Source organism: Mesorhizobium sp. M4A.F.Ca.ET.090.04.2.1 (assembly GCF_003999085.1).
In the GTDB taxonomy this organism is placed as follows: Bacteria; Pseudomonadota; Alphaproteobacteria; order Rhizobiales; family Rhizobiaceae; genus Mesorhizobium.
Genome location: NZ_RZOT01000016.1, coordinates 1 through 25,407, shown reverse-complemented (window position 1 = coordinate 25,407; position 25,407 = coordinate 1). Strand labels below are relative to the sequence as shown.

General features: G+C 63.0%; 22 protein-coding genes and 1 tRNA gene. 12 read left to right on the top strand and 11 right to left on the bottom strand.

What is annotated here, in order from left to right; translation table 11 throughout:
- Together EN781_RS02705 and EN781_RS02700 are read left to right on the top strand one after the other, a co-directional pair.
- On the top strand, nt 1–347 hold a 347-nt coding region (locus tag EN781_RS02705; protein ID WP_348631357.1), incomplete at its 5' end, for a DUF6504 family protein.
- On the top strand, nt 344–3,622 hold the full coding sequence (locus EN781_RS02700; RefSeq protein WP_126057376.1) for an error-prone DNA polymerase: 3,279 nt from the start codon (nt 344–346) through the stop codon (nt 3,620–3,622). The genes EN781_RS02705 and EN781_RS02700, both read left to right, overlap by 4 nt.
- A 144-nt stretch (nt 3,623–3,766) precedes the next feature.
- On the opposite strand, the gene EN781_RS02695 is transcribed toward EN781_RS02700, so the two are convergent.
- From EN781_RS02695 to EN781_RS02680, 4 genes are all read right to left on the bottom strand, one after another.
- Nucleotides 3,767–4,009: a Trm112 family protein gene (locus tag EN781_RS02695; RefSeq protein ID WP_126057375.1), complete on the bottom strand. Its 243-nt coding sequence runs from the start codon at nt 4,007–4,009 to the stop codon at nt 3,767–3,769.
- Between the two features lie 169 nt (nt 4,010–4,178).
- On the bottom strand, nt 4,179–4,850 hold the full coding sequence (locus EN781_RS02690; protein WP_126057374.1) for an LON peptidase substrate-binding domain-containing protein: 672 nt from the start codon (nt 4,848–4,850) through the stop codon (nt 4,179–4,181).
- A 142-nt stretch (nt 4,851–4,992) separates the two neighbouring features.
- Entirely contained in the window at nt 4,993–5,964 is a 972-nt protein-coding gene (trxA, locus tag EN781_RS02685) for a thioredoxin (RefSeq protein WP_126057373.1), read from the bottom strand.
- Nucleotides 5,965–6,049: 85 nt separating this feature from the next.
- Complete coding sequence (locus EN781_RS02680) at nt 6,050–6,547, bottom strand: prolyl-tRNA synthetase associated domain-containing protein (RefSeq protein WP_126057372.1); 498 nt, start codon at nt 6,545–6,547, stop codon at nt 6,050–6,052.
- A 209-nt stretch (nt 6,548–6,756) separates the two neighbouring features.
- Between EN781_RS02680 and EN781_RS02675 the strand changes: the two genes are divergently transcribed.
- The 3 genes from EN781_RS02675 (at nt 6,757) to EN781_RS02665 (ending at nt 9,417) form a co-directional block, all read left to right on the top strand.
- Nucleotides 6,757–6,831 (top strand) — tRNA-Gly (locus EN781_RS02675).
- A gap of 435 nt (nt 6,832–7,266) precedes the next feature.
- On the top strand, nt 7,267–8,910 hold the full coding sequence (locus EN781_RS02670) for a peroxidase family protein (protein WP_189347284.1): 1,644 nt from the start codon (nt 7,267–7,269) through the stop codon (nt 8,908–8,910).
- A 12-nt stretch (nt 8,911–8,922) separates the two neighbouring features.
- Nucleotides 8,923–9,417, top strand: a complete 495-nt coding sequence (locus EN781_RS02665) for a hypothetical protein (protein ID WP_126057357.1) — start codon at nt 8,923–8,925, stop codon at nt 9,415–9,417.
- Nucleotides 9,418–9,430: 13 nt separating this feature from the next.
- Here the strand turns inward: EN781_RS02665 and EN781_RS02660 are convergent, their stop codons facing one another.
- Nucleotides 9,431–11,893 (bottom strand): adenylate/guanylate cyclase domain-containing protein, encoded by a 2,463-nt coding sequence (locus tag EN781_RS02660; RefSeq protein WP_126057356.1) that lies wholly within the window; start codon nt 11,891–11,893, stop codon nt 9,431–9,433.
- A gap of 77 nt (nt 11,894–11,970) precedes the next feature.
- Here EN781_RS02660 and EN781_RS02655 point away from each other — a divergent pair, with 77 nt between their 5' ends.
- Nucleotides 11,971–13,221 carry a YcaO-like family protein gene (locus EN781_RS02655; protein ID WP_126057355.1) on the top strand — a complete coding sequence of 417 codons (1,251 nt, stop codon included), beginning with the start codon at nt 11,971–11,973 and terminating at the stop codon, nt 13,219–13,221.
- A 73-nt stretch (nt 13,222–13,294) separates the two neighbouring features.
- On the opposite strand, the gene EN781_RS02650 is transcribed toward EN781_RS02655, so the two are convergent.
- Nucleotides 13,295–13,735, bottom strand: a complete 441-nt coding sequence (locus EN781_RS02650) for an Lrp/AsnC family transcriptional regulator (RefSeq protein WP_126057354.1) — start codon at nt 13,733–13,735, stop codon at nt 13,295–13,297.
- A 131-nt stretch (nt 13,736–13,866) separates the two neighbouring features.
- Between EN781_RS02650 and rocF the strand changes: the two genes are divergently transcribed.
- Nucleotides 13,867–14,799, top strand: coding sequence for an arginase (gene rocF / locus EN781_RS02645; protein WP_126057353.1), 933 nt, complete (start codon nt 13,867–13,869; stop codon nt 14,797–14,799).
- 2 nt (nt 14,800–14,801) lie between these two features.
- A complete protein-coding gene (locus EN781_RS02640) occupies nt 14,802–15,860 on the top strand; it encodes an ornithine cyclodeaminase (protein WP_126057352.1) in 1,059 nt (352 codons plus the stop codon).
- 169 nt (nt 15,861–16,029) lie between these two features.
- Here EN781_RS02640 and EN781_RS02635 read toward each other — a convergent pair whose 3' ends face one another.
- The 5 genes from EN781_RS02635 to EN781_RS02615 form a co-directional block, all read right to left on the bottom strand.
- Nucleotides 16,030–17,031 carry a substrate-binding domain-containing protein gene (locus EN781_RS02635; protein ID WP_126057351.1) on the bottom strand — a complete coding sequence of 334 codons (1,002 nt, stop codon included), beginning with the start codon at nt 17,029–17,031 and terminating at the stop codon, nt 16,030–16,032.
- Between the two features lie 192 nt (nt 17,032–17,223).
- On the bottom strand, nt 17,224–18,240 hold the full coding sequence (locus EN781_RS02630) for an ABC transporter permease (RefSeq protein ID WP_126057350.1): 1,017 nt from the start codon (nt 18,238–18,240) through the stop codon (nt 17,224–17,226).
- The gene (locus EN781_RS02625; protein WP_126057349.1) at nt 18,237–19,739 is read right to left on the bottom strand and encodes a sugar ABC transporter ATP-binding protein; all 1,503 of its coding nucleotides are present in this window, start codon (nt 19,737–19,739) and stop codon (nt 18,237–18,239) included. The genes EN781_RS02630 and EN781_RS02625 overlap by 4 nt, the downstream gene beginning before the upstream one ends.
- A 147-nt stretch (nt 19,740–19,886) precedes the next feature.
- Nucleotides 19,887–20,858: a sugar ABC transporter substrate-binding protein gene (locus EN781_RS02620; protein ID WP_126057348.1), complete on the bottom strand. Its 972-nt coding sequence runs from the start codon at nt 20,856–20,858 to the stop codon at nt 19,887–19,889.
- 177 nt (nt 20,859–21,035) lie between these two features.
- On the bottom strand, nt 21,036–21,902 hold the full coding sequence (locus EN781_RS02615) for a helix-turn-helix domain-containing protein (RefSeq protein WP_126057347.1): 867 nt from the start codon (nt 21,900–21,902) through the stop codon (nt 21,036–21,038).
- Between the two features lie 106 nt (nt 21,903–22,008).
- Here EN781_RS02615 and EN781_RS02610 point away from each other — a divergent pair, with 106 nt between their 5' ends.
- The 4 genes from EN781_RS02610 to EN781_RS02595 all read left to right on the top strand — a co-directional run.
- Entirely contained in the window at nt 22,009–23,277 is a 1,269-nt protein-coding gene (locus tag EN781_RS02610) for an ABC transporter substrate-binding protein (protein ID WP_126057346.1), read from the top strand.
- A 158-nt stretch (nt 23,278–23,435) separates the two neighbouring features.
- On the top strand, nt 23,436–24,296 hold the full coding sequence (locus EN781_RS02605; protein WP_126057345.1) for a sugar ABC transporter permease: 861 nt from the start codon (nt 23,436–23,438) through the stop codon (nt 24,294–24,296).
- Complete coding sequence (locus tag EN781_RS02600; RefSeq protein ID WP_126057344.1) at nt 24,293–25,129, top strand: carbohydrate ABC transporter permease; 837 nt, start codon at nt 24,293–24,295, stop codon at nt 25,127–25,129. The genes EN781_RS02605 and EN781_RS02600 overlap by 4 nt, the downstream gene beginning before the upstream one ends.
- Before the next feature lie 11 nt (nt 25,130–25,140).
- Nucleotides 25,141–25,407 (top strand): ATP-binding cassette domain-containing protein (locus EN781_RS02595; RefSeq protein ID WP_127399756.1); only part of this gene is annotated, 267 nt, incomplete at its 3' end.

Here is a 25,407-nt window from a genome sequence, read left to right as displayed (position 1 = left end):
GAACAGGCGGATCGGCCGTTCCGCCGGTGACCATCTATCCGCCGGAACGGCCGATCCGCCTGTTCCGTTCGCCCGAGCCGATCGAGGTGCCGGCCACCGAGATGCCCGAGGGACCGCCGATGAATTTCCGCTGGCGGCGCGCGCTCTACCGCGTCGCCCGCGCCGAAGGGCCGGAACGCATCGCCGCGGAATGGTGGCGAAGGCTTCCCGGCGAGGAGGAAGCGCCGACCCGCGACTATTTCCGCATCGAGGACAGCGACGGCCGCCGCTACTGGCTCTATCGCCAGGGCCTTTACGGCGCGTCCGATACGCCGCCGCGCTGGTTCATGCACGGGGTCTTCGCATGAACGCGCTTGCCGCCACCGCCTATGCCGAATTGGGCATCCAGTCGAATTTCTCATTCCTGCGCGGCGCCTCCAAGCCGGAGGAACTGGTGGTCGCGGCGAAATTCCTCGGCTTCTCCTCGATCGGGCTTGCCGACCGCAATACGGTGGCGGGCGTCGTGCGCGCCTGGCAACAGTCCAGGGTGGAGACGCTTGCCTATCATCCCGGCTGCCGCCTGGTGTTCGGCGACGGCACGCCTGACATCCTCGCCTATCCGCGCGACCGCGCCGGCTGGGGACATCTGTGCCGCATGCTGACGCAGGCCAATCTGCGCGACGAGAACGAGAAGGGCGCCACGCTGCTGAAGCTGAGCGACCTCCTCGAATGGGGGGACCTGATGTCGCTGGCGGTCCTGCCTGAGCTGTCCGCAAACGCCGAGGTCGGCCTTGCAATGCTTAGCCGGCTGAAGGATCGCTTTGGCGCCGCCCTTCGGCTTGCCGTCTCGCCGGATTATCGCGGCAACGACCGTTTCCGCATCGAGCAGGCGGCGGCGATGGCGGATCGGCTGGGCATGCCGCTGTTGGCGACCAACGACGTCCTCTACCACAGCGCCGGCCGCCGCTCGCTGCAGGACGTGCTGACGGCGATCCGCCTTAACACGCCCGTCGCCCAGGTCGGGCTGGAGCTGGCGGCCAATGCCGAGCGTCATCTGAAGCCGCCGCAGGAAATGGCCAGGCTTTTCCGCCGGCATCCGCAAGCGCTGGCGGAGACGCTGCGCTTCGCGGACGAGCTGAGTTTTTCGCTCAGCGACCTCGAATACAACTATCCGGACGAGCCGACCGAATCCGGCCTCGGGCCACAGGCCGAGCTTGAACGGTTGGCCAGGGAGGGGGCCGCCACGCGCTATCCGGCCGGCGTCCCCGCTTCCGTCTTGCAGCGCATCGAGGAAGAGCTCGCCCTCATCGAGCGGCTGAACTACGCGCGCTATTTCCTCACCGTTTACGACATCGTCCAGTTCGCCCGCCGCCAGCATATCCTTTGCCAGGGGCGCGGCTCCGCCGCCAATTCCATCGTCTGCTTCTGCATCGGCATCACCGAGGTCGGCCCCGACCGGATCGACACGCTGTTCGAGCGCTTCATCTCCGAGGAGCGCAACGAGCCGCCCGACATCGACGTCGACTTCGAGCATGAAAGGCGTGACGAAGTCATCGCCTATATCTACCAGAAGTACAGCGCCAAGCGCACCGCGCTCGCCGCCGCCGTCATCAGCTATCGCGGCCGCTCGGCTTTGCGCGAGGTGGCGAAGGCGATGGGCCTGTCCGAGGATGTCCGCACCGCCCTGTCCAGCTCGATCTGGGGCTGGTCGACCTCGGAGCTTGGCGAGAAGGAAGCGAGCGCCGGCGGCATCGACCGCAGCGATCCGCTGGCCAGGCAGGTGATCGAGCACGCCAACGAGATCATGGGCTTTCCCCGCCACCTCTCGCAGCATGTCGGCGGCTTCGTCATCACCAGGGACCGCCTCGACGAGGTCGTCCCCATCGTCAAGACGGCGATGGACGAGCGCAAGATGGTCGAATGGGACAAGGACGACCTCGACGCGGTGAAGATCCTCAAGGTCGACGTGCTGGCGCTGGGCATGCTGACCTGCTTGAAACGCGCCTTCACGCTTCTCACGCATCATTATTCGGACGCGCGGGACGCCTATGGCCGGCCCTATGTGCTGGCCACCCTTCCGGAGGAGGACGGCCGGGTCTATGACATGATCTGCCGCGCCGACACGCTCGGCGTCTTCCAGATCGAGTCGCGCGCCCAGATGTCGATGCTGCCGCGGCTTCGGCCGCGCGAATTCTACGATCTCGTCATCGAAGTGGCGATCGTGCGCCCCGGCCCGATCCAGGGCGACATGGTGCATCCCTATCTGCGCCGCCGGCAGGGCAAGGAACAGCCCGAATATCCCAAGCCCGAGCTGGAGCAGATCCTCGGCAAGACGCTGGGCGTGCCGCTGTTTCAGGAGCAGGCGATGAAGATCGCCATCGTCGCCGGCGGCTTCAGGCCGGGCGAGGCCGACGAATTGCGCCGCGCCATGGCCACCTTCAAGCGCACCGGCACGATCGGCAATTATCGCCAGCGCATGATCGACGGCATGGTCGGCAAGGGTTACGAGAAAGCCTTCGCCGAGCGCTGCTTCAAGCAGATCGAGGGTTTTGGCGAATATGGCTTCCCCGAAAGCCATGCCGCTTCCTTCGCGCTGCTGGTCTACGCCTCCTGCTGGTTCAAGACCTTCTATCCCGACGTCTTCTGCGCCGCGATCCTGAACGCGCAGCCGATGGGTTTCTACCAGCCGGCGCAGCTTGTGCGCGACGCCCGCGACCATGGTGTGGAGGTGCGCGAGGTCGACATCAATTTCTCCGTCTGGGACTGCACGCTGGAGCAAACGGCCTTCGATCCGGCCCGCGTGCTTGCCCGCCATGCCGGGATGCGCGGCGTGATCGAGACCCACCATGCCGTCCGCCTCGGCTTCCGCCAGATCAAGGGCCTGTCGGAGGATCGCATGACGCTGTTCGTCGGACGGCGCGGTTCCGGCTACGAGACCGTGCGCGACGTTTGGTTGCGCTCCGGCCTCGATGTCGGCGAGATCGAAAGGCTGGCTGAGGCCGACGCCTTCCGCTCGATCGGCCTCGACCGCCGCGCCGCGCTCTGGGCGGTGCGTGCGCTCGACGGCAAGAGCGCCGCCGAGAAGCTGCCGCTGTTCGACCAGCCGACGGTCCGCCTTCGCGAGCTGGAGCCGGAGACCAGGCTGCCGACAATGCCGCTCGGCGAGCATGTCATCCACGACTACCGCTCGCTCGGCCTGTCGCTGAAGGCGCATCCGGTGGCTTTCCTGCGCGAGCGGCTCGACCGCGCCGGCGTGATCCCCAATGCGCGCCTTCCTGCTGTGCCGGACGGCAGGCGCGTCTCCGTCGCCGGCCTCGTGCTGGTGCGCCAGCGCCCCGGCAAGGGCAACGCGATCTTCCTGACCCTGGAGGACGAGAACTCCGTCGCCAACGTCATTTTCTGGGAAAGGACCTTCACCCGCTTCCGGCCGATCGTCATGGGCGCGCGCTTCGTGCGCGTCACCGGCAAGCTGCAGTCGGAGTCAGGCGTCATCCATATCGTCGCCGAGAAGGTAGAGGACCTGACGCCCTGGCTGACCGTGCTTTTGGAGGAGATGCCGCCGGCTTTGCCAGCCCCTCCGGACATCGCTGTGCTGTCCGGCAAGGCGGAGAGCGTCATGCCCAAGGGTCGGAATTTTCAGTAGGGATCGGCCCCAACGACGTCTTCACGCCAATGCATGTTGAAAACCGTCGAGATTGGCTGAGAAGCAAGGAGCAAAGCGACGCGGCGCGGACCCCAGGATGACGATGGGAGGAAGGGCTTCCGCCAAAGGCTACGCCCCCGCCATTTACGATGGCCCGCTCAGCCGCGGCGGCGACAGCAGATCCTCGGCGGAAATCGTCCGCGCCTCGGAAGGCAGCATGATCGGAATGCCGTCGCGCACCGGATAGGCGAGTTTGGCCACGCGCGAGATCAGCTCGCCACGCTCAGCATCCCAGGTCAGCGGACCCTTGGTCAGCGGGCAGGCCAGCAGCTCCAGGAGCTTCGGATCGACACTGGCCTTCTGTCCGTCACGCCCATCCGCAGCCATCGCACTTTTCCTTGTCCAACTGGTGCTTAAGGGTGTTGAGATTCAGGTCAGGCCGAGTCGAAAATGGCGGCTTCCGAGAACCGGAGCAGAGCGCACTTGAAGTACGTGAGCACCGGAAGCGCAGGAAGCCGCCGTTTGCAGGCCGGCCTCACCTGAATATCGATACACTCTATTGCAGGCTAGAGCCAAAGTCCTCACCCTCGCGCGCCAGCGCCATTTCGGTGATGGCGATCAGCGTTTCGGCGCGCGTCTTCAGGTCCGCCGCCTCGAGCAGCGCCTGTTTCTCGGCAGGGCCATAGGGCGCCATCATCGACAGCGCATTGACCAGCATGGCGTTCTCAGCGCGGCTGACGCTTTCCCAGTCGGCTTCGAGATCGTTGGCCTGTAAATAGGCGCGAAACGCTTTCAGCAGCGACGGCCGGTCGACTTCGGCGCCGGCGCGGTCTTCGTCGAGATCGGCGAGGAAAGGCGCGATCCGGCATAGCCGGAACGGCGTCTTGGTGGCGGCCTCATGCGTGATGCGAAACCGGCAGACGCCTTGCAGCGAGATCAGATAGCGGCCGTCGCCGCTCTCGGCCAGCGAGATGATGCGCCCGGCGCAGCCGACGCTGCACAGTTCCGGCTCGCCGTCGTCGCGCAGCGCGCCGTCGAGGCTGGGCTGGATGATGCCGATCAGTCGCGCACCCCCGACCGCCTCGTCGACCATCTGCAGATAGCGCGGCTCGAAAATGTTGAGCGGCATGCGCCCACCCGGCAAGAGCAGTGCGCCGGCAAGCGGAAACACCGGGATCGTCGCCGGCAGATCGGCTCCACGCCGGTAGTGCGCGTTTCCCGCCTGCAATCAGTCCTCCGATCGCCTGAAGCATCTCAAATCCGCGATCTCCTCCATCCCCGCGCGAAGCCGGGGCCGCGCGTCGTGCTCTAACATGGCGCACCTGCGCCCGGCCGCAAGCCCATCCGGAAAAAACAGCCGGCGAACGGCCTCAGGAAAACAGCAGCGACGACAGTTTGCGCCGCGCCGCCAGCGTCGCCTCGTCGGTCATGCCCCAGGCCTCGAAGAACTTCAGCAGCTGCGCCTTGGCGCCGTCATCGTTCCAGCTGCGGTCGGCCTTGATGATCGCCAGCAGATTGTCGGCCGCTTGCGTCCGCTCGCCCCGGGCGTTCTGGATCATCGCCAGGTCGAAGCGCGCCTGGTGGTCGGCCGGATTGGCGGCAAGGCGCCGCTCGAACTCCGCCGGATTGCCGAGCGAGGCGGCCTGCGCGGCAAGCGCGATCCTGGCGCGCAGCGCGGCAAGCTGCGGCGCGTCCTTCTTGTCTTCCGGCGCCCGCGCCAGAACGGCCTCGGCGCCTTCCGTGTCGCCGGCCTCGAACAGCACTTCGCCGAGCCCGGCGATCGCCTCGATCGTCTCCGGCGCCTGTTCGAGAATGGCATCGTAGATGTCGGCGGCGGTCTGGATGTCGCCCGCCCCGCGCGCCTCGGCTGCCGCCGCCAGCGCCTCGCCCACCTGGTTGCCGGCGCCGTTCTTGCCGCCGACCTTCTTGATGAATTCGGCGATCTGGCTCTCGGGGACGGCGCCCATGAAGCCGTCCACCGGCTGGCCGTTCTTGAAGGCGATGACCGCCGGGATCGACTGGATGCCGAGTTGGCCGGCGATCGAGGGATGATCGTCGATGTTCATCTTGACCAGCTTGACGGTGCCGCCTGCGGCCTTGACCGCCTTTTCGAGCTGCGGCGTCAGCTGCTTGCAGGGGCCGCACCACGGCGCCCAGAAATCGACCAGCACCGGCTGGCGGCGCGATTCCTGGATGACGTCGGCGGCGAAGCCGGCCGTCGTCGTGTCCTTGATGAGGTCGGCCGGCGCCTCGCCGAGCGGGAGCTTGGGCTCGCCGCCGCCATATTGCACGGTCGTGGCATACTGGCCGCCACTGTTGCCGAACGGATTGTTGTCGCTCATGTCCTTGCCCTTCCAGTCGCGCTGCCGGCCAGCGGGGAGGCGCGACAATCCTTGCCTAGGTCAGTTTTCGCCATCCATGTGGCGATCAAGCCGAGACTTTCAAGATAACAGCATCGTGTCCGGTTGCCTCGACGAATCTGACGAGGTCGGCCGAGGCGATCGAGGTCGTCGCCTCGTTGGTGAGCGGGTGGGCGTTGACGACCGCATGGCTCATCAACTCCTGGTCGAGCACGACCTTGACCCGCCGCCCGCTGTCGTTGATCAGGCCGAAGACAGTGACCGCGCCCGGAATGACGCCGAGCAGTTCCATCAGCATTTCCGGCTTGCCGAACGACACCCGGCTGGCGGCGCCGATCAGATGATGTATCTGTTTGAGATCGACCTCCGCCTCCTCGCCGACGCTGACGAGGAAGAAATTGTCCTTCTTGTCCTTGAGGAAAAGGTTCTTGGTGTGGCCGCCGGCGATCTCGCCGCGCAACGCCTGCGAATCGGCGACCGTGTAGAGCGGCGGGTGGCGCACCGTCGACACGCTGATGCCGAGGTTGGCAAGAAAGGCATTGAGCTCGGCTTCGGTCTTCGGCATCGGTCCTCACTTCATTCCGGCGGGCCATGCCGTTTACGGCCAATGGTGCCCTCTCGGCAAGGCCGTCCTGGAACCCTACGGCAAACCCAAGCGCCGCAAAGCGATGCCGATGGCACTTGAGAGCTGGCCGAAAAAAGCTCGTCATTTCCCTGTTGCAATCGCCGCGCTCTTCAGCCATATAGGCGCGGCTTGCGGCCGAGGCCGCGTGAGCGGGTGTAGCTCAGGGGTAGAGCACAACCTTGCCAAGGTTGGGGTCGGGCGTTCGAATCGCCTCACCCGCTCCAAATCTTCTCAGATTTGAAAAGCAAAAAGGGCCCGGGTAACCGGGCCTTTTTGCTGTCTGACGCAGGAGCGAGCGGGGGAGTTGCCTCGCGCGCAAGATGATTCCTGCCGCCAATTCTACCAGTGTATTCGTGTCTTACATTTCGAATGTAAGGGTTAGGCGGAATGGCATGGTCAAATACGGCTCCAGAAAGAAGACTAAGTGATTCGGCAAAACCGGAGCTGACAAAGAAGTTGAAGAAAATGTCGTGGCGACCAGAGAACTAGGCGAACACTTATGCTCCAGTCCAATTGTTATTTCTTGTATCTGGAGAAGAATTGAAAATTCCGCGAGGAGCCGAGCCATTCGCTCGCGAGGTTCCGTATCTCTGGACCGGTGCTGTTGGGTGTGATTAACTATTGTAGTTCAGGGCGCCTTTCGCAATCGAGGGATGCGAATGTCGAGGGTTCATGGTGGCGGATTACATGTCGTTGCGGACTACTCCGAAGCGCCTCCATTTTCTTTTCAAAACCAGTCACCCAGCTTCACCGTCTTTGACTTGGATGGGCGCTTCGCCGGCCTGAAGCTGGACGGGTTCTACGAACCGGAGAAGCGGTCCGTCGCGCTGTCGCCAAAAGGCGCAGAATTATTCCTCGCTGAAAGGCTGGTACCGGACTTACCGAAGGGTTCGACGCTCTACGGTCGCATCATGCCTACGGCGGAGCCTTCGGAGCTACCGGATCCGGCCGCGCTTGCAGCGCTCGGCGAAGCGATGATGGAAGGGGCCGGTGGTGTCACCGTCGGTGCGCATATGCCGGCCGCCTACACCTATCTCGGCCAGTTCATAGCGCATGATCTCTCGCAGATGCGGGATGAGGATCCTGCCTGTCCCACGCTGAATTGGCGCTCTGCAGCACTCGATCTGGACAGCCTATTCGGTCCTGTCGACCGACATTTGCAGCCGGTGCGCGACACATGCCTGAGCGCCGGTTTGCGACTGGGCAAAACGCACGGCCCCAACGCAGGCTTCGACGATCTGCCCCGCACCCGGCAAGGTGAGGCCGTGATTGCGGACCAGCGCAACGACAGCAATCTCGGGATCGCACAGTTCCACGTAGCCATGACCAGGTTCCACCAGGCCGTTGCCTCACGCTTTCCGCATGAGAGCGAGGATGAGCAGAGAAGCATCACCCGGCAGCATTTCCAGGCGGTGGTCCTGTTCGATTATCTGAAGCACGTGATCGATCCGGTTGTTTATCGCGACGTATTCAGGAATGGCCGCGCTGTCGTGCGACCAGATAGCAGTTTCGACAAGGAGCCGTTCCTTCTCCCGGTTGAATTCGCAGCAGCATGTTTCCGCTTCGGGCACAGCATGGTCCGCTCGGAATACATGACCTGGGGAAGGCAGAACGGCGGAGCGCTGGCAAGACTACTGGAGCTCACACATCTCGGAGGAGGCCTGGAAGACGGGCGCTTGCCGGCGGACTGGGTCGTCCATTGGCCGAATCTTGCCGGCGGAGGGCAGAACGCGCCGATAGAGGCGGCCCGGATTGATACTCACCTGGCGCAGAAGCTATTTCGACTGCCAGATTGGATGTTCCCGACCGAGCCTGGCTGTGAAATCGCAAGTACGGCCAATCTGGCGGCCCGCACACTTGTGCGGGGGCGGACCGTGCTCATCCCGAACGCACAGGACGTGGCGGCTCGTGTCGCCAGAAGTCTCCAGGGGAGACCAGACCTCGCGGTTCTCGAGAACTGGCAGATCGATCACCAAACGACCTGCTTGGTGAGCAAGTGCCTCAACGCGGGGATTTCCTACGGGGAGCGGCTGCGCGAGCGGACGCCATTGTGGTTTTATACAATTCGCGAGGCGGAGCATTTTCAGGGCGGCCAGCGGCTGGGACCGCTTGCCAGCCGCATCGTCATGGAAACGATCCATGCCGCCATACAGGCCACTCCAAATGGCATTGTTGATGCCCACAACCGGGTTTGCTTCGAGCCCAAGTCCGAACTCGGCGGACGCGGACGTGGCCCTTTCGGACCGGACGATTGCCCCTTTGCCCTACACGACCTTATCGCAACCCAACAGAAAGCCAGCTAGGAGGAGAAGGCCATGGCGTCGATAGTCGTATACAAAATGGTTCAAGGCGCAGAGAACAGGTTCCAGGGAATGAAGGAGGCCGGAGATCGAATAGCCTCCGCCACTCAAAACCCCAACAATGACGCGGACGTGATCCTTATCAAGACGCTGGATGACCTCATCACGGAAAAGGATTCCACAGGTGCTGCTCTTTACAAGAGCAAATACACGCATAGTAACGGTGTAGAATACACTCTAGAAATAGACACCAACAATGGAAATCCACCGAGCCATGGACAATACAAGTATAATGTAAACGGAAATTACATAAAATTAAAAATAGAGGCAAAAAGGGACAAGCCGGACAGCAACGGGAACGAAAACATGCGGCTTACGGCCCCAAGAGATCCAGTGATCCTTGCCAATGGGTCATACCTGGACAAAGTAATAACCGATGTAGGCGGGGTCGTCTCTGACGACGTAAGGAAGTATCTGTTCGGAACCATCATGCTGCGGCGCTGCAGATAATTGGGTTCGGGAATCATACCTCGATCAATTGCACCAGATCACGCCGATCCTCGTCCCGCTTGATTGGGAAGGCGCCTAGAAACCAGTCCAAGATGTCCTTCAAAGTCGGTGGTGCAGGTCCTGCCCAGGCTGCGGCAACGGACTCCTGCAATTGCATCAGCGCCGCGCGAGCTTCATCTGTTCTTCCCAGCCTGCACAGGGCGGCAGTCTTCCAGCCGGCGGTGTCGACTATTGCGTTTCTGGACCGATCGGCCGCCGCGATTGCGCCTTCGAAGTCTCCGGCAAAATAGCGGATTACCGAGATGTGTGACCACTGGTAGTCCAAAAACATGGATGTCAAATCCATTGCACGCTCCAAGAACTGAGTAGCTGGACCGACGCGGCCCATGAACGCCATACCCAGAGCAGCCGACACCAACGTTTTTGGACTGTTGGGGTTAAGTTCAGCGGCTAGTTCGTAGTGCACTTCCGACTGTTCGAAATGTCGAGTCATCGCCGTTGACCACGCAACGACCAAATGATTGCGCGCGTCGAGTGGATCGAGGGCGACAGCGCGCTGCGCCAGTTCGGCAGCCCGCTTCGTTATCGAAGGATCTGCCGCAATCCCCGGTCGAATGAATTGCCGCGCATTGTGGATGCTGGCCAAACTGGCGTAGGCCGGAGCGAAATTCTGGTCAGCAACGATCGCGCCTTCGAATAGCCGTTCGGCTTCGTCGTCGGCGTCTGGTGTCCAGCGAGTCAGTAGATCCTCGCCGCGCAACCAGGCATCATAAACACCGAGATCTTGCGGGAGTCCTCTAACCTGGCGTGACAGCCTGTCATGCGAGAGGTAAACCTCCAGAGTTGAAGCGATCTTTCCGACCACCTGCTTCTGCAAGGACAGCCAGTTTCCAAGCGAGAATCTAAATGCCTCGCTCCAAATGACATGGTTCGTACCGGGATCGCTGACCGAGACCACCAACTGCATATCATCCTGGCTGTCCACGCATTGGGCCGTCAGCAGATAGTCCGTGTCAGGACCCTCGATCGCGCCATCCTTCAACTCGATAACTGTGAACTCCCGAAATTTGGACAAGTTGGCGACTAATTCGGAGCGGAACCCCCAGACCAGGGGAGAGATTCTCTTGGGTCGAGCCTCGAACTTTCCAACCGCGAGCGTTGGCGCTGGTCCACCAGGCCGACGTGCCTTTTTGTTCTGAGACAACAGCGGTTCTGGAGCTTTCAGCGCTTCCGCCAAAGCTGTCGTTTCCACGCTTGGCGCCAGCTGATATCGCTCACGCAGAAATGCGCGCAGGGTTTCGTAAACCCGCATTGCGGCGGCGACGTTGTGCAATTCGGCATGGTGGCGGATAAGACAGCGTGCAGCGCGCTCATGGCTAGGCTCGAGCACCAATAGGGCATTTGCCGCCCTGCGCATTGCAGGTTCGGACATCTCGAAGCGTTCCAGCATGGCCTCTAAGGCCTCCAATGCGTGGTCACGCCAATTGTGCCTGGTCACGCTTAGCCACGCGCTGAACAGGTCGCTGGTGCCTTCCAGGCCAAATAAGATCGCCTCAGACCAATCCGATCGTTTGAGGAGCAGGTCGTCGATCTTGCCCTCTCCAAGATCCTTCAACATGCGAACGACATCGACGCTTATGCGCGAGGGGCTTAACCCGATAATATTTCCGCGCCTGAGAATTCCCGCCGCCGAGTCGCCCGCAATTGATTTTTCCGCGATCTGCAGGCAATTCGCCATTGCGCGCCGAGCGGCTACCTGGCTTCGTTCTGGCCAAATTAAGGTAGCCAGCCGGTCATGCACCTCCTGATAGTTGCTGGACAGTGCAAGGTAACCGATCAGCGCCTGCGCTTTCGGGGAACGCAATGCGATTGCTTCGCCATCTTCCCGGTAAAGGCCCAGCCCATCGATGACCGAAATCAGCCGCTGATGGCCGTTGTCTGGGACATCAGCAACGTTGGAAGCAACCACATAGTAGAGCGCCAGCGGCTCGGGCATATTCTTCAAGGCGGGCCGCCCGGCGAAACGAAACCGCCACCGCGCGGTGTTGCGGGCCGCCCAATAGACGTCTTGCGTTACGCACACGCCGCCCGGCTCGGCCATCGTCTGTACCCGGGCAGCAACGTTTATTGCATGGCCGAACACATCGCCGTCACGACGATGAACCTCTCCAATATGCAGTCCGATCCGGAACCGACTGTAAAACGGTCTCTTGTCCAGGAGATCGGCCAGGGTACCCTGCATGAAAATGGCGTAGTCGATGGCGCTCGATACACCGTCAAACAAGATCAGGACCCCATCGCCGGTCGTCTTTATGAACTCTGCGCCGAATTCCTCGCAATGGGTTTGAAAGAGTTGGAAACAGAGCGAAACGAGATCCAGGGTTCCAAGTTCATCGGCGGCGGTCAGCCGGCTATATTGAGCCAGATCCGCAAACAGAATTGTTCTAAGTGCCGCTCGCTCCGATCGCGCTTGCATGGCCGCCCGCTGCCTGCCCTGTCGAATGTGCTATTCTGCTCTCCAACGCGGGCTTAGTCGACGGCACAACGACACTCATGACAAATGCTTTCATGAATGGTTGCGAACACGCCAGGGTCGGCGAACTGTTCAACGTGATTGACTTGCCTGTGACGGATGTTCCGGTTCACTTCGCGATCGCGATCCCGAATGATGCCTTGTTGCAATTGCCAATGATGCCTCGCGCAGCAATGCCAGAAACAGGCAGACTGGCCAGCGGTCGCGGATTGAGCATCGACGACTGCCGGGCGAGTTGCCTCGGCGAGGCAGCGGAACTCTTCAGTTGCTGCTCGTGGGGTGACGAGCCGGTGATCACCGCTACGGCCGACGAGATCGGACCGGCGGCAATCGCACCTGAAAGCCTGAATGGCTTCAGTCCAGATCAGATCGTAGCCCGCGCTGCGTGGAATAGAGAAAACACCGGCTTCGACTGGCGACCTCCGATCCGGCATCAATCTGCGGTGCTGGATTGGCTTAGGGTTGAGGATGCATTTGGCGGCGATGGGGCGTTCATACCCGCAGACTTCGCCTTCATAGGACGTCGAGAGGCCGGCGATGAGGCCGCGGTAGCGATCGGCGACAGCAATGGGTGCGCGGCAGGGACCACCGCGGACGCTGCGAAACTGGCGGCCATCCTGGAACTGGTTGAGAGGGATGCTACCGGTAGATGGTGGTATGGAAGAAGGCAGCGCCAAATCATTGATTTGTCCTGTCTCATCGGCATCGATACGCTTGTCGACTGGCTATTGCATCGCGGACGTCGAACCTGGCTCTTCGATATCACCTCTGATATCGACATCCCGGTGGTGGCCGCCGCTTCAGCAGAACCGGACGGCAAGGACGTCTCGCTAGGCTTTTCTGCTGGCCAAAGCCTCCAATTGGCAGCCACGGCCGCGTTGACGGAAATGCTTCAGATGGAAATTTCGCTCGGGGCTGCGCGAGCGCTTGGTGACAATGCTGGCGGTTGGCGGCGATGGCGAGAGAAAGTCTCAATGACGACCCCACCTCTGAACATGGCCTCGATCCAACAGGTCGCGCCAAATCGATCTCCTCCTGCGGGCGAGCGTGACCTGTCAGACGTACTCAACGCCTTGGCGCACAGAGGAATCGATTTGTGGTTTGCCGAAATGACACGCGCGGAATTCGGCATTCCCGTGTTTCGCGCTTTATCGACCCTGCTTTGTCATTACAAGCCACGGTTCGCACCAGCCCGTCTCCTGGCTCCCGATGCCCGCGATCTAAGCTGCGGCGCCGGTTCGCCAGCCGACCAGCCGCTGCTTTTGATTTAGTTCCAAGGCCCGCGGCCTTTTCGCTTTCTGGGGACTGACGCCTCGGTGTCGGCGTTGCGGCTTTTGCTTCGACCTACGCCAGCCGCGCCCGCGTCGTCCTCGGTGTCGCCAGCAGCAGGCTGGTTTCGCTCCCCGTTATGCCGGGGATCAGCCGTATCCGCCGCAGCACGGCGTCGAAATCGGTGAGCGACGCGGTTCCGAGTTCGACCACCAGGTCCCAGCGGCCGTTGGTGGTGTGGATGGTGGAAACCTCGGGGAAGCCGCCCAGCGCCCTGATCACACGGTCCGCTGCGTGGCCCTCGATCTCGATCATCATGACGCCGCGCATGCGCTGGTCGACCGCGTCGGCGCGCAGCACCACCGTGTAGCCGATGATCTCGCCCGCTTTCTCCAGCCGCTCCATGCGCGATCGCACCGTCGCGCGCGAAACGCCGAGGTCGACCGCGAGATCGGAGACGCTGCGCCGCGCATCGTGCCTCAGCAGCGTCACCAGCCTTTCGTCAAGCGTATCCATGATTTTCCATTTCGATCAAACTATATGTCCAATATGATAGATCAGCCTTTTCGAAATGCCAATTTCGCCTGTTCAATCCGCCACCGGATGATGGTTCACTCCTGCGATCAATCGCAAGGACGGAAAGAATCATGCGCTGCAGGATCGTTGGCGCGCCGGTGCAGGACGGTGCGGGCAGGATGGGATGCGAGATGGGGCCGAGCGCGTTGCGCACGGCCGGGCTGGTCTCGGTGCTGGCGGAACTCGGCCACCAGGTCGAGGACTGGGGCACTGTAGAGAAGGCTGAGGGACGCGCCGTCGTTCACGGCAATCTCGCGCTGAAAGCGCTGCCGGAGATTTCCGCCTGGACGGCGGCGATCGCCGAGACCGCTTACGCGGCTTCCCGGGAAGCCATGCCGATCTTCCTTGGTGGCGACCATTCGATCTCCGCCGGCACCGTATCCGGTGTCGCCCGCCGGGCCGCGGAGCTTGGCCGGCCGCTCTTCGTGCTGTGGCTCGACGCGCATCCGGATTTTCACACCCTCGACACCACCACCAGCGGCAATCTGCATGGCGTGCCGCTCGCCTATGCCAGCGGTCGCCCCGGCTTCAACGGCTACTTTCCCGACCTGCCGCAAGCGGTCGATCCTGCCCGCATCTGCGCCATGGGCCTGCGCAGCGTCGATCCGGCCGAGCGCCGCGCGCTGAACGAGGCGGGCGTCACCGTGCATGACATGCGCACTATCGACGAGCATGGCATTGCGCCTTTGCTGCGCGCCTTCCTGGCCAAGGTCGAGCAGGAAAACGGCCTGCTGCATGTCAGCCTCGATGTCGATTTCCTCGACCCGTCGATCGCGCCGGCCGTCGGCACCACCGTGCCCGGTGGCGCCACCTTCCGCGAGGCGCATCTGGTGATGGAGATGCTGTCCGACAGCGGGCTGGTTTCCAGCCTCGACCTGGTCGAGCTCAACCCGTTCCTCGACGAGCGCGGCCGGACCGCCACCCTGATGGTCGACCTCACCGCCAGCCTGATGGGCCGTCGCATCATGGACCGCCCGACCCGCAGCCATTCCGGAAGCCTCTGATCATGACCCAACCGTCCCGCCTTGCCATTGTCCCCTTCGTCAGCGTCGACCGCATGATGAAGCTGGTGCTCGCCATCGGCGTCGAGCGCTTTCTCACCGAGCTCGCCGCCTATATCGAGGAGGATTTCCGCCGCTGGGAGCTGTTCGACAAGACGCCGCGCATCGCCTCGCACAGCCATGACGGCGTCATCGAGCTGATGCCGACCAGCGACGGCAAGATGTACGGCTTCAAATACGTCAACGGCCATCCGAAGAACATGCGCGAGGGCCGCCAGACGGTCACCGCCTTCGGCGTGCTGGCCGATGTCGGCTCCGGCTATCCGATGCTGCTGACCGAGATGACCATCCTGACGGCGCTGCGCACCGCCGCCACTTCCGCCGTCGCGGCCAAATATCTGGCGCCGAAGGGTTCGCGCGCCATGGCCATCATCGGCAACGGCGCCCAGTCCGAATTCCAGGCCATCGCCTTCAAGGCGCTGCTCGGCATCGACAGGCTGCGGCTCTACGACATCGATCGCCAGGCTTCGGAAAAATGCGCCCGCAACCTTGCCGGCAAGGGTTTTGACATCACCATCTGCGCCACCGGGCAGGATGCGGTGGAAGGTGTCGACATCATCACCACGGTGACCGCCGACAAGCAGTACGCCACCATTCTCACCGACAACATGGTCGGCTCCGGCGTCCACATCAACGCCGTCGGCGGCGACTGCCCCGGCAAGACGGAACTGCATCGCGACATCCTGTTGCGCTCCGACATCTTCGTCGAGTTTCCGCCGCAGACGCGCATCGAGGGCGAAATCCAGCAGCTCGACGCCGACCATCCGGTGACCGAGCTGTGGCAGGTGATGACCGGCAAGGCGCAAGGCCGCAGGGCGCCGGAGCAGGTCACGCTGTTCGATTCCGTCGGCTTCGCAACGGAGGATTTTTCCGCGCTGCGCTATGTTCGCGACCAGTTGCAGGCCACCGGCCTCTATGAGGAGCTAGACCTGCTCGCCGATCCCGACGAGCCGCGCGACCTGTTCGGCATGCTTTTGAGGGCAGGTTTGCAGCCGGCGGCTTGAGGGAATGAGCACGTATCTCCCCCCTTGAGGGGGAGATGGCCGGCAGGCCAGAGGGGGTCGGTTCGACTGGGCTCGGCCTGCTTGTGCAGATGGAGGTTGGCGCTTCATGCGCAGCGACCCCCTCTGTCGCCTTCGGCGACATCTCCCCCTCAAGAGGGGAGATTACGCGCTACCCGCGCAACGGCGCGCAGCTTTCGCGTTCGACGAGGACAGGCGTCAGGACTTCCCGTCGCGACGGCGCGGCCGGCTCGCCGAGACGTTCCAGCAGCAGGCTCACTGCCCGCGTTCCGATCTTCTCCACCGGCTGCGCGATCGTCGTCAACGGCGGCCAGGTGGTGACGGCGTAGGGGATGTCGTCGAAGCCGACCAGCGACATGTCGTCGGGAACGCGCAATCCGCGCGAACGCAGCGCGGTGATGGCGCCCATGGCCATCAGGTCGTTGCAGGCGAATACCGCCGTGATGTCGGGCGCCTGCGTTAGCAGCCGCTCCATAGCCAGCCGGCCGCCGGCGAAATGATAATCAGAATCGACCACTGCTGAGGCAGGCAGGTCGACGCCTGCTTCCCCCAGCGCCCGGGTGAAGCCGCGCAGGCGGGCCGGGCTGGAGCTCGAATCGCGCGGGCCGCCGATGACGCCGATCCGCTTGTGCCCGAGCCCGACCAGGTGCCGGCCGGCGAGATAGCCGCCGTGATCGTGGTCGACCAGCACGGAATCGACGTTGACGGAATGGATCTCGCGGTCGAGCAGCACCGCCGGCACATCTGGCAACAGACGCGAGAACACCCGCGCGTGGTCGGACGAGCCGGCAAAGATCAGCCCGTCGATCTGCTTGGCCATCAGCACCGAAAGATAGCGCTCTTCCTTTTCGGCGCTGCCGTCGGAGTTGCACAGGATCACCGTATAGCCGGCGACGAACCCGGCATCCTCGATCTGGCGCGCGACGCTGGCGAAGAACGGGTTGGAGTTGTCCGGCAGAAGCAGGCCGATGGTCTTGGTCTCGCCGCGCCTGAGGCTTCGCGCCAGCGAATTCGGGCTGTAGCGCAGCGCCGCGATCGCCGCGCGCACGCGCTCGGCCGTCTCCGGCTCGACATGGCGCGTGCGATTCATCACATGCGAGACCGTTGCGACGGACACTCCCGCATAGCGCGCGACATCGGCAATCGTTGTCATGGCCCCTGGTCCCACCGCTCCTACATTTCCCACGCAATTCCGGACGGAAAACCGCTACGCACTTTTCCTGGAATTGCCCTAGTGCATGATGCCGAAAAGTGTGAAGCGGTTTTCGGAAGACATCATGCTCTATCTCTTTGATTTAGAGCCGGATTCAGATTTCAGGTCGATTCGACCTGAAATCATCCGGCTCTAGCGTATCTTGCGCAACAGCCTCTCCCGATATGCGTCTAGGATGACGGCGAGCACGATGACAAGCCCAATCACGATCGGCTTGAAATTGTCGCCGACGCCGAGCAGCTGCAGACCGGTGCTCAGAACCTGCAGAATACAGGCGCCGACCAGCGTGCCGACGATCGAGCCCTTGCCCCCGCTGAGGCTCGTGCCGCCGATGATGACGGCGGCGATCGCATTGAGTTCGTAGCCGACGCCGGCGATCGGGCTGCCGATGTTGAGGCGCAACAGATAGACCATCGCCGCGATACCGGCGGTCAGGCCGCTGATGGTGAAGGCCGCCACCTTGTAGAAATCCGGATTGTGGCCGGAGAGCCGCACCGCCTCGTCGTTGGTGCCGACGGCGAAGATCATGCGGCCGAAGACGGTGAAGCGCAGCACGAACCAGCCGATCGCGATTACCAGCACCGCGACAAGGAAGATCGAGGGCAGGAAGCCGCCGATGATCAGATTGCCGAAATCGACGAAGCTTTGCGGCAGGCCGGTGATGGTCGAATTGTCGCTGACCACGCGGGCCGCGCCCGCGGCCATGTTGAGCATGCCGAGCGTGACGATGAAGGACGGAATCTTCCAGCGCGTCGAAATCCAGCCGTTGAGGAAGCCGCAGGCAGCACCGGTCGCCATGCAGGCGATGAGCGCCAGCGTGATCGCCGCCGCCGGCGACAGGCTCTCGTTGATCATGATGGTGGCGCCCACCACCGTGCAGAGCGCCAGCACCGAGCCGACCGAAAGGTCGATGCCGCCGGTGAGGATGACGAAGGTCATGCCCGCGGCCAGAACCGTGTTGATGGCGATCTGAACGAAGATCTTGAGCGCGTTGCCCGGCGTGGCGAAATAGGGCGCGCTGATGGAGAAGAAGATCGTAATCAGCACCAGCGCCAGGAGCACGCCGGCGTCGCGGATGAGAAAGCGCAGGAATTTCGCCCTGCCGGGGGAAACAGGCGCCGACACGACAGCCTCGGACGTCTCGCTCATGGTCTCACATACTCCTGATAGGCGAGCGACAGGATGCGCTCCTGGTCGAATTCGGCGCGCGGCACCTCGCCGACTATTCTGTTCTTGGAAAAGACGATGATGCGGTGGCACATGCCCATCAGCTCGGGCAGGTCGGACGACACCATGATGATGCCTTTCTGCGCCGCCGCCAGCATCCACAGGAGCTGATAGATCTCGCGCCGCGCGCCGATGTCGACGCCGCGCGTCGGCTCGTCGAGGATCAGCGTCGAGGTGCCGCGGAACAGCCATTTGGCCAGCACCACCTTCTGCTGGTTGCCGCCCGAAAGGTTGCGCACCGCCTGCTCGATCGAGCTTGCCTTGACGCGCAGCTGGCCTACCAGGTCGGTGGCCGCCGCGGCTTCGGCCCTGCGGTTGACCAGCCCATGGCGCGAGACCTTGCCGAGATCGGTGATGGTGATGTTCTTGTCGACCGGCAGGTCGAGAAGCAGGCCCTGCCCCTTGCGGTCTTCGGTCAGCAGGCTCAAGCCATGCCGCACCGCATCCTTGGGCGCCGTGATCGCCACTGGCCTGCCGTCGATGGCGACGACGCCGTCAAGTTTCGGATCGGCCCCGAACAGCGCCCGCATGGCTTCCGTCCGGCCGCTGCCGACCAGTCCGGCGACGCCGAGGATCTCGCCATGTCGCACATCGAAGGAAATCGCCGGTGTCGTGGCGTCGCGCTTCAGGTTGCTGATGCTGAGCGCGACCTTGCCCGGCACGATCGCGGCATCGAAGCTGTATTCGTCGGCGATGTCGCGGCCGATCATCATGCGCACAAGGTCCGGAACGGTGAGGCCTTGCAGGTCGCGGGTCGCGACCAGCCTGCCGTTGCGCAGCACGGTGACCCGGTCGCCGATCTCGAACACCTCGTGCAGGCGGTGGGAGATATAAATGATAGTAACGCCCCTGGCCTTCAGCCGCTTGATGATGGCGAAGAGACGCTCGATTTCCGGTGGCGTCAGCGTCGCCGTCGGTTCATCGAGGACGAGAAGCTTGCTGTCATAGCTCAGCGCCTTGGCGATCTCGACCAGTTGCATCTGCGCGACGCCGAGCGCCTCGACGCGCGTCCTTGGATCGATGTCGAGCCCGACCTCCTTGAGCAGGGCCAAGGCGCGCCGGTTGAGCGCCTTGCCGTCGACGATGCCGAAGCGACGGCGCGGCAGGCTTTCCAGCATCAAATTCTCGGCGATGCTGAGATAGGGCAGCAGGTTGAGCTCCTGATGCACGATGCGGATGCCGCTCTGCTGCGCATCGTGCGGCGTCTTCGGCTGATATGGCGCGCCGTTGAAGGCGATCGCGCCGCCGTCCGGCCGGTAGATGCCGGCCAAAAGCTTGATCAGCGTCGACTTGCCGGCACCGTTCTCGCCCAGGATGATGTGGGTTTCGCCGCGCGCGATCGACAGCGACACATCGCTCAGCGCGACGGCGCCGGGGAAAATCTTCCCGACCCCTTCAAGGGAAAGAATGACGTCGTCCATGCGGCATGATCCTGATTGCGCTCTTCTACCGCATAATCCGGCAGGAGCGCGCGGTCATCGCCGCCGGAATTGCCGGGCGGCGATGACAAGGCGTGCGGGGCGGAGCGACGGCGCCAGCATTTGAGATGCTGGCGCCGTTGCGCTGCCTCAGGCGGTGACCAGCTTGATGTCGGTCTTGACCCAGCCGGAGAACTTCTCGCCGGCGAGCTCGCGCAGGCCGTAGTCGATGCCGAGGGCCGCCATCTGCGCGCCATACTGTTCGACCGTGGCCAGCATCTTGCCTTCCTTCAGCAACGGCCCGACCGCCGGGATGTTGTCGAAGCCGACCACCTTGATCTGGCCGGACTTGCCGGCCGCGTCGATCGCCTTGACGACGCCGAGCGCCATCGAATCGTTGGCCGCCATCACGCCCTGGATGTCGGGGTACTGGGTCATGAAGTTGGTCATCAACGTGTTGGCTTCCTCGGTCTCCCAATGCGCCGTCTTCGAGTCGAGCAGATCGAGGCCGTGCTCCTTCACCGCATCGTCGAAGCCGAGCTTGCGCTCCTTGGCGTTGTCGGCTTCCGGATTGCCCTCGAGGATGACCACCTTGCCGCCCTTGCCCAACGCCTTGCCCAGCGCATCGCCGGCGAGCTTGGCGCCGGCGCGGTTATCCGGACCGAAGAAGGCGAGGTCGATGCCGGCCTTCTTCTTGGCTTCGGCATCGAGCGCGACGTCGATGTTGATGACCTTGATGCCGGCCTTCAGCGCCTTGGCGATCGGCGTCACCATGGCCTTCGAATCGGCGGGTGCGACGACGATGACGTTGAAGTTCTGGGTGATAAAATTCTCGATGGCATCGACCTGCGCGGCGAAGTCGCGCTCGTCCTTCATGCCGACGGCGGCGAAATCGAACTTGTCCTTGTTCTTGGCCGCGTACTCCTCGGCTCCAGCCTGCATCTGCTTGAAGAACTCGTTGGCGAGCGACTTCATGACCAGGCCGACCTTGGGCTTGTCGGCGGCGAGCGCCGGGCCGAGCGGCAGCGCCAGGGCGCCCGCGGCCAATGCGCTGCTTTTGAGGAACTGACGACGCGAGAACTGGCCCAGGTCGAGACCAAGCGCGTTTGGATCCTTGCTCATGTTTTCCTCCACTTGATTGAGCCGTAATCGGTTACGTAACCGATTACGCAACAGGTTAGTGCGGGAGTTTGGCGGATGTCAATCCGTAAGAAGGCTTGTGGCACTCGCCCAGATCACCGCCACATCAACGAGGGCGGCTTGCCAATCGGAACACGCGGCACACTGGCGGGACGTCCGCTATTTGACACCCGCCCTGCGGAAATCGGAGGGCGACATGCCGGCGAGCTTGCGGAACGACTTGTTGAAGGCGCTGAGCGAGCCGAAGCCCGAATCCATGGCGACGCGCAGCACGTTGGCGTCCTCATGCATCAAGAGCGCCTGCGCATAGCTCAGCCGCAGCAGGTTGACATACTCGTTGAGCGTCATCCCGGTCGACTTCTTGAAGATGCTCATGGCGTATTTCGGATGGATGTCGACGACAGCCGCTATGTCGACGCAGTCGATCTCATAGAGGAAATTCTCGGCGATGAAGTCGCACATGCGCCCGACGTTGCGCGACGACTGCTGGTCGAAGGGGCTGCCCGCCGAATGTGCGGCGGGAACCCTCGAAACAAGCCGGTAGGGTTCGAACCGCACCCGCTCCAGCCGCAGCAGCAGCTCGTTCACCGCATGCTCGGCTTTGGCCGCGTCGCCCGAGCGGGCGTAGCTGTTCCAGCGCTCGAAATTGTGGTTGTCGGCCTGGTCGGTGGCCGACGTCACCAGCGTGGCGCCCGTCATCAGCCGGTGCCGGACATCGGTGGGTAGATGCAGCCGGAAGAAATGCACCAGCGGCAAATGCGCCCCGGCATAGACGGCATCGTCACTGAGATCGTCCATCTGGTGCGGCAGGCCGCCCCAGAACAGGCACATCTCGCCGGCCGACAGCGAGATCTCGTGATCATTCATCAAGTAGTGCACGCTGCCGCGCACGATGAAATTGACTTCCACCTGCGCGTGCCAATGCGGCTTGAGCATAACCAGCGGCTGTGTGTGGAACATCTGCAGCATCAGCGGCATGCCTTCCACGCTGCTGGCGCCAGGCTGGTAGAACGGCCGTTCCGGCATCTTACTTTCCGCCAATTTTCTTTTCCCTTTGTCCGGGACAAGCCTTCCGCGCCGCATAATCTAGCCACGCTCACTGTGAGAGAGCAAATGAAATGGGAGGAGTTCAATGCGCACCACACTGACCTGCGCCGCGCTCGCGCTTGCCCTGGGCTCCGGCCCGGCCATGGCGCAATCCGGCGAAATCACGATCTGGAGCTGGAACATCGCGGCTTCGTCGCTGAAGGCCACCGTCGCCGGCTTCAACAAGAAATACCCCGACATCAAGGTGACCGTCGAGGATCTCGGCAACCAGCCGACCTATGACAAGTCGATTGCCGGCTGCGCCGCCGGCGGCGTCGGTCTGCCGGACATCGTCTCGATCGAGAATGGCGAGGCCGAGAACTACTGGAGCCAGTTCCCCGACTGCTTCGTCGACCTGCATACGCTGGGCTACACCGCCGAGGACCAGAAGAAATTCCCCGATTTCAAGCGCACCGAGCTCGAGGTCGGCGAGAAGGCCTATGCGATGCCGTGGGATTCCGGCCCGGTCGCCGCCTTCTACCGCCGCGACTTCTATGAGAAGGCCGGTGTCGACCCCGCCTCGATCAAGACATGGGATGATTTCATCGCCGCCGGCAAGAAGATCCAGGCCGCCAATCCCGGCGTCACTATGACCAACGCCGATTTCAACGGCGACACCGAATTCTTCCGCATGATCGCCAACGAGCAGGGCTGCGGCTATTTCGCCGAGGACGGCCAGTCGATCACGGTCAACCAGCCGAAATGCATCGACACGCTGACCAAAATCAAGGAGATGAAGGACGCCGGCATCATGGCCTCGGCCGACTGGGGCACCAAGATCACCAACAACACCGCCGGCGCCGTCGCCACCCAGGTCTATGGCGGCTGGTATGAGGGCACCATCCGCACCGAATCGGCCGGCGAAAACGGCAAGTGGGGCGTCTATCCGATGCCGAGCCTGACCGCCGACGGCCCGCGCGCCGCCAATCTCGGCGGCTCGTCGCTGGCCATCACCTCGGCCTCGAAGAACAAGGAAGCGGCCTACGCCTATCTGAAATACACGCTGGAGACCAATGAAGGCCAGATCACCATGCTGAAGGATTTCGGCCTGGTGCCGTCGCTGATCTCGGCGCTCGACGACCCCTATGTCTCGCAAGGCCTGCCTTACTGGGGCGGCCAGGCGGTGTGGAAGGATATCCTCGCCACCCTGCCCAAGGTGGTGCCGAGCCGCGGCACTCAATTCCAGAGCGATGCCGAGCTCATCATGCGCGCGGTGCAGACCAAATATCTGGGCGGCGGCTATCCGGACGCCAAGGCGGCGCTCGACGACGCCGCCAACCAGATCGCCTCGGCGACCGGCCTGCCGGTGAAGTAGTCAGCCAGTTTCCTTCTTCCCGTTAACGGGGAGAAGGTGCCCGAAGGGCGGATGAGGGGCAGCGCCAAGATCAACAATTGGCGCTGCTTTCGCAAAACCCCAAGCGTAACACTGCGCCCATCAAGAAGGCGCGACAGGAAACAGAAAGGGAGGAAACGATGCGCCATCAGAACGCCACGGCTTACCGTTTCCTCACGCCCTATCTGCTGATCTTTTCCATCTTCTGGGTCTGGCCGATCATCAGCTCGTTCCTGATCTCCTTCCAGGCGACGCGCACCGTGCCGTGGCGCTTCGCGCCGACCTTCAACTGGGGCCGGCTGATCGGCGACCCGGCCTTCTACAACGCGCTGAAGAACACGCTGCTCATCCTGGTCATCCAGGTGCCGGTGATGATCTCGCTGGCCATCGTCATGGCGGTGCTGTTGAATTCGCCACTGCTGAAAGTCCGCGGCCTCTACCGCTTCGCCTTCTTCGCCCCGGTGGTGGTCGGCGAGGTCGCCTATTCGGCGGTGTTCCGGCTGATGTTCAACCTCAATTTCGGCATCATCAACAAGCTCTTGAACAGCGTCGGCCTGCCCAGCGTCGACTGGTTCTCCAACGTCACCCCGGCGATGGCGCTGATCATGATCGCGGTGACCTGGCGCTGGGCCGGCTACAACGCCATCATTCTGCTGGCCGGCCTGCAGTCCATCCCGGACGATGTCTATGAGGCGGCCACGCTCGACCGCGTCAGCAAGGTCAAGCAGTTCTTCTACATCACCCTGCCGCTGTTGAAGCCGATCATCGTCTTCTGCGCCGTGCTGTCGATCATCGGCACCATGCAGCTGTTCACCGAGCCGTTCCTGATCACCGAACGCGGCGGCCCCGGCGGCGGCACCGAGACGCTCGGCCTGTTGCTCTACCGCCAGGGCTTCCGCTCGCTGAATTTCGGCTACGCCTCGGCCGTCGCCTACACCATGGCGGGGCTCGCCATCGCCATCACCCTGGTGCAGCTCTGGCTGACGAGGGACCCGAAATGACCTCGCGCTCGCAAAGCCGGCTCGGTCGCGCAATCGCACTGCATCTCTTCCTGACGCCGCTGGCGGTGATCTGGCTGTTTCCGCTGTGGATGATGGTGGTGTTCTCGACCATGCCCGACAACGGCATCTTCAGCCCCGGCATCGAGCTTCTGCCGCACGACAATTTCATCGACAATGTCAACAATCTGCAGCGCGACACCAATTTCGTCGGCGCCATCGGCATCTCGGTTTCGGTGGCGGTGACCTACACCTTCCTGTCGGTGCTGCTTACCTCGATGGCCGGCTGGGCGCTGGCGCGCTACCAGTTTGTCGGCAAGGGCGCGGTGGTGGCGATCATCCTCGGCACCATCACACTGCCCTATTCGGTGGTGCTGATCCCGCAGTTCATCATGGTGGCGCGCGACTTCCAGCTCGCCAACACCTGGATCGCGCTGATCGTGCCGCCGCTGTTCAATTCGCTCGGCGTGCTCTTCATGCGGCAGGCCTTCTCGATGATGCCGGCAGATCTGTTCGACGCCGCCCGGGTCGAGGGCGTCAAGGAGTGGCGCATCTTCCTGTTCGTCGCGCTGCCCTTGGCGCGGCCGATGCTGGCCGCGCTCGCCATCATCCTCTTCCTCGCCTCGTGGAACAACTATCTCTGGCCGCTGCTGATCAACAGCCAGCCCGGTTCGATGACCGCACCGGTGGCGCTCGGCACGCTGATCGGCCTGACCAAGGTGTCGTGGGGCGGCATCATGGCCGGCGCCGTCATGCTGACCGTGCCGATGCTCGTCGTCTTCGTACTCCTGCAGCGTCATTTCATCGCCGGCATCGCCGCCGGCGCCGTCAAGTAGGAAAGGGCGAGATGGCAGCGGTCACACTCAACAATGTCGTCAAGCGCTTCGGCGGCTTCGGCGTCGTCCACGGCGCCAACATCGACATCGCCGATGGCGAGTTCGTCGTCTTCGTCGGCCCGTCCGGCTGCGGCAAGTCCACGCTGCTGCGCATGATCGCCGGGCTGGAGGACATCAGCGGCGGCGAGATCGCCATCGGCGGCAAGGTGGTGAACGACGTCGAGGCGGCTGAGCGCGGCATCGCCATGGTGTTCCAGTCCTACGCGCTCTACCCGCAC

Excerpts from the sequence above, each read along its gene's own strand:
- EN781_RS02655 (WP_126057355.1), top strand. The coding sequence starts at position 11,971 with ATGACAAATGCTTTCATGAATGGTTGCGAACACGCCAGGGTCGGCGAA.
- EN781_RS02695 (WP_126057375.1), bottom strand. The coding sequence starts at position 4,009 with ATGGCTGCGGATGGGCGTGACGGACAGAAGGCCAGTGTCGATCCGAAG.
- EN781_RS02625 (WP_126057349.1), bottom strand. The coding sequence starts at position 19,739 with ATGGACGACGTCATTCTTTCCCTTGAAGGGGTCGGGAAGATTTTCCCC.
- EN781_RS02680 (WP_126057372.1), bottom strand. The coding sequence starts at position 6,547 with ATGCCGAAGACCGAAGCCGAGCTCAATGCCTTTCTTGCCAACCTCGGC.
- EN781_RS02660 (WP_126057356.1), bottom strand. The coding sequence starts at position 11,893 with ATGCAAGCGCGATCGGAGCGAGCGGCACTTAGAACAATTCTGTTTGCG.
- EN781_RS02630 (WP_126057350.1), bottom strand. The coding sequence starts at position 18,240 with ATGAGCGAGACGTCCGAGGCTGTCGTGTCGGCGCCTGTTTCCCCCGGC.
- EN781_RS02600 (WP_126057344.1), top strand. The coding sequence starts at position 24,293 with ATGACCTCGCGCTCGCAAAGCCGGCTCGGTCGCGCAATCGCACTGCAT.
- EN781_RS02700 (WP_126057376.1), top strand. The coding sequence starts at position 344 with ATGAACGCGCTTGCCGCCACCGCCTATGCCGAATTGGGCATCCAGTCG.
- EN781_RS02670 (WP_189347284.1), top strand. The coding sequence starts at position 7,267 with ATGTCGAGGGTTCATGGTGGCGGATTACATGTCGTTGCGGACTACTCC.
- EN781_RS02610 (WP_126057346.1), top strand. The coding sequence starts at position 22,009 with ATGCGCACCACACTGACCTGCGCCGCGCTCGCGCTTGCCCTGGGCTCC.
- rocF (WP_126057353.1), top strand. The coding sequence starts at position 13,867 with ATGCGCTGCAGGATCGTTGGCGCGCCGGTGCAGGACGGTGCGGGCAGG.
- EN781_RS02635 (WP_126057351.1), bottom strand. The coding sequence starts at position 17,031 with ATGACAACGATTGCCGATGTCGCGCGCTATGCGGGAGTGTCCGTCGCA.
- EN781_RS02640 (WP_126057352.1), top strand. The coding sequence starts at position 14,802 with ATGACCCAACCGTCCCGCCTTGCCATTGTCCCCTTCGTCAGCGTCGAC.
- EN781_RS02620 (WP_126057348.1), bottom strand. The coding sequence starts at position 20,858 with ATGAGCAAGGATCCAAACGCGCTTGGTCTCGACCTGGGCCAGTTCTCG.
- trxA (WP_126057373.1), bottom strand. The coding sequence starts at position 5,964 with ATGAGCGACAACAATCCGTTCGGCAACAGTGGCGGCCAGTATGCCACG.
- EN781_RS02605 (WP_126057345.1), top strand. The coding sequence starts at position 23,436 with ATGCGCCATCAGAACGCCACGGCTTACCGTTTCCTCACGCCCTATCTG.
- EN781_RS02650 (WP_126057354.1), bottom strand. The coding sequence starts at position 13,735 with ATGGATACGCTTGACGAAAGGCTGGTGACGCTGCTGAGGCACGATGCG.
- EN781_RS02665 (WP_126057357.1), top strand. The coding sequence starts at position 8,923 with ATGGCGTCGATAGTCGTATACAAAATGGTTCAAGGCGCAGAGAACAGG.
- EN781_RS02615 (WP_126057347.1), bottom strand. The coding sequence starts at position 21,902 with ATGCCGGAACGGCCGTTCTACCAGCCTGGCGCCAGCAGCGTGGAAGGC.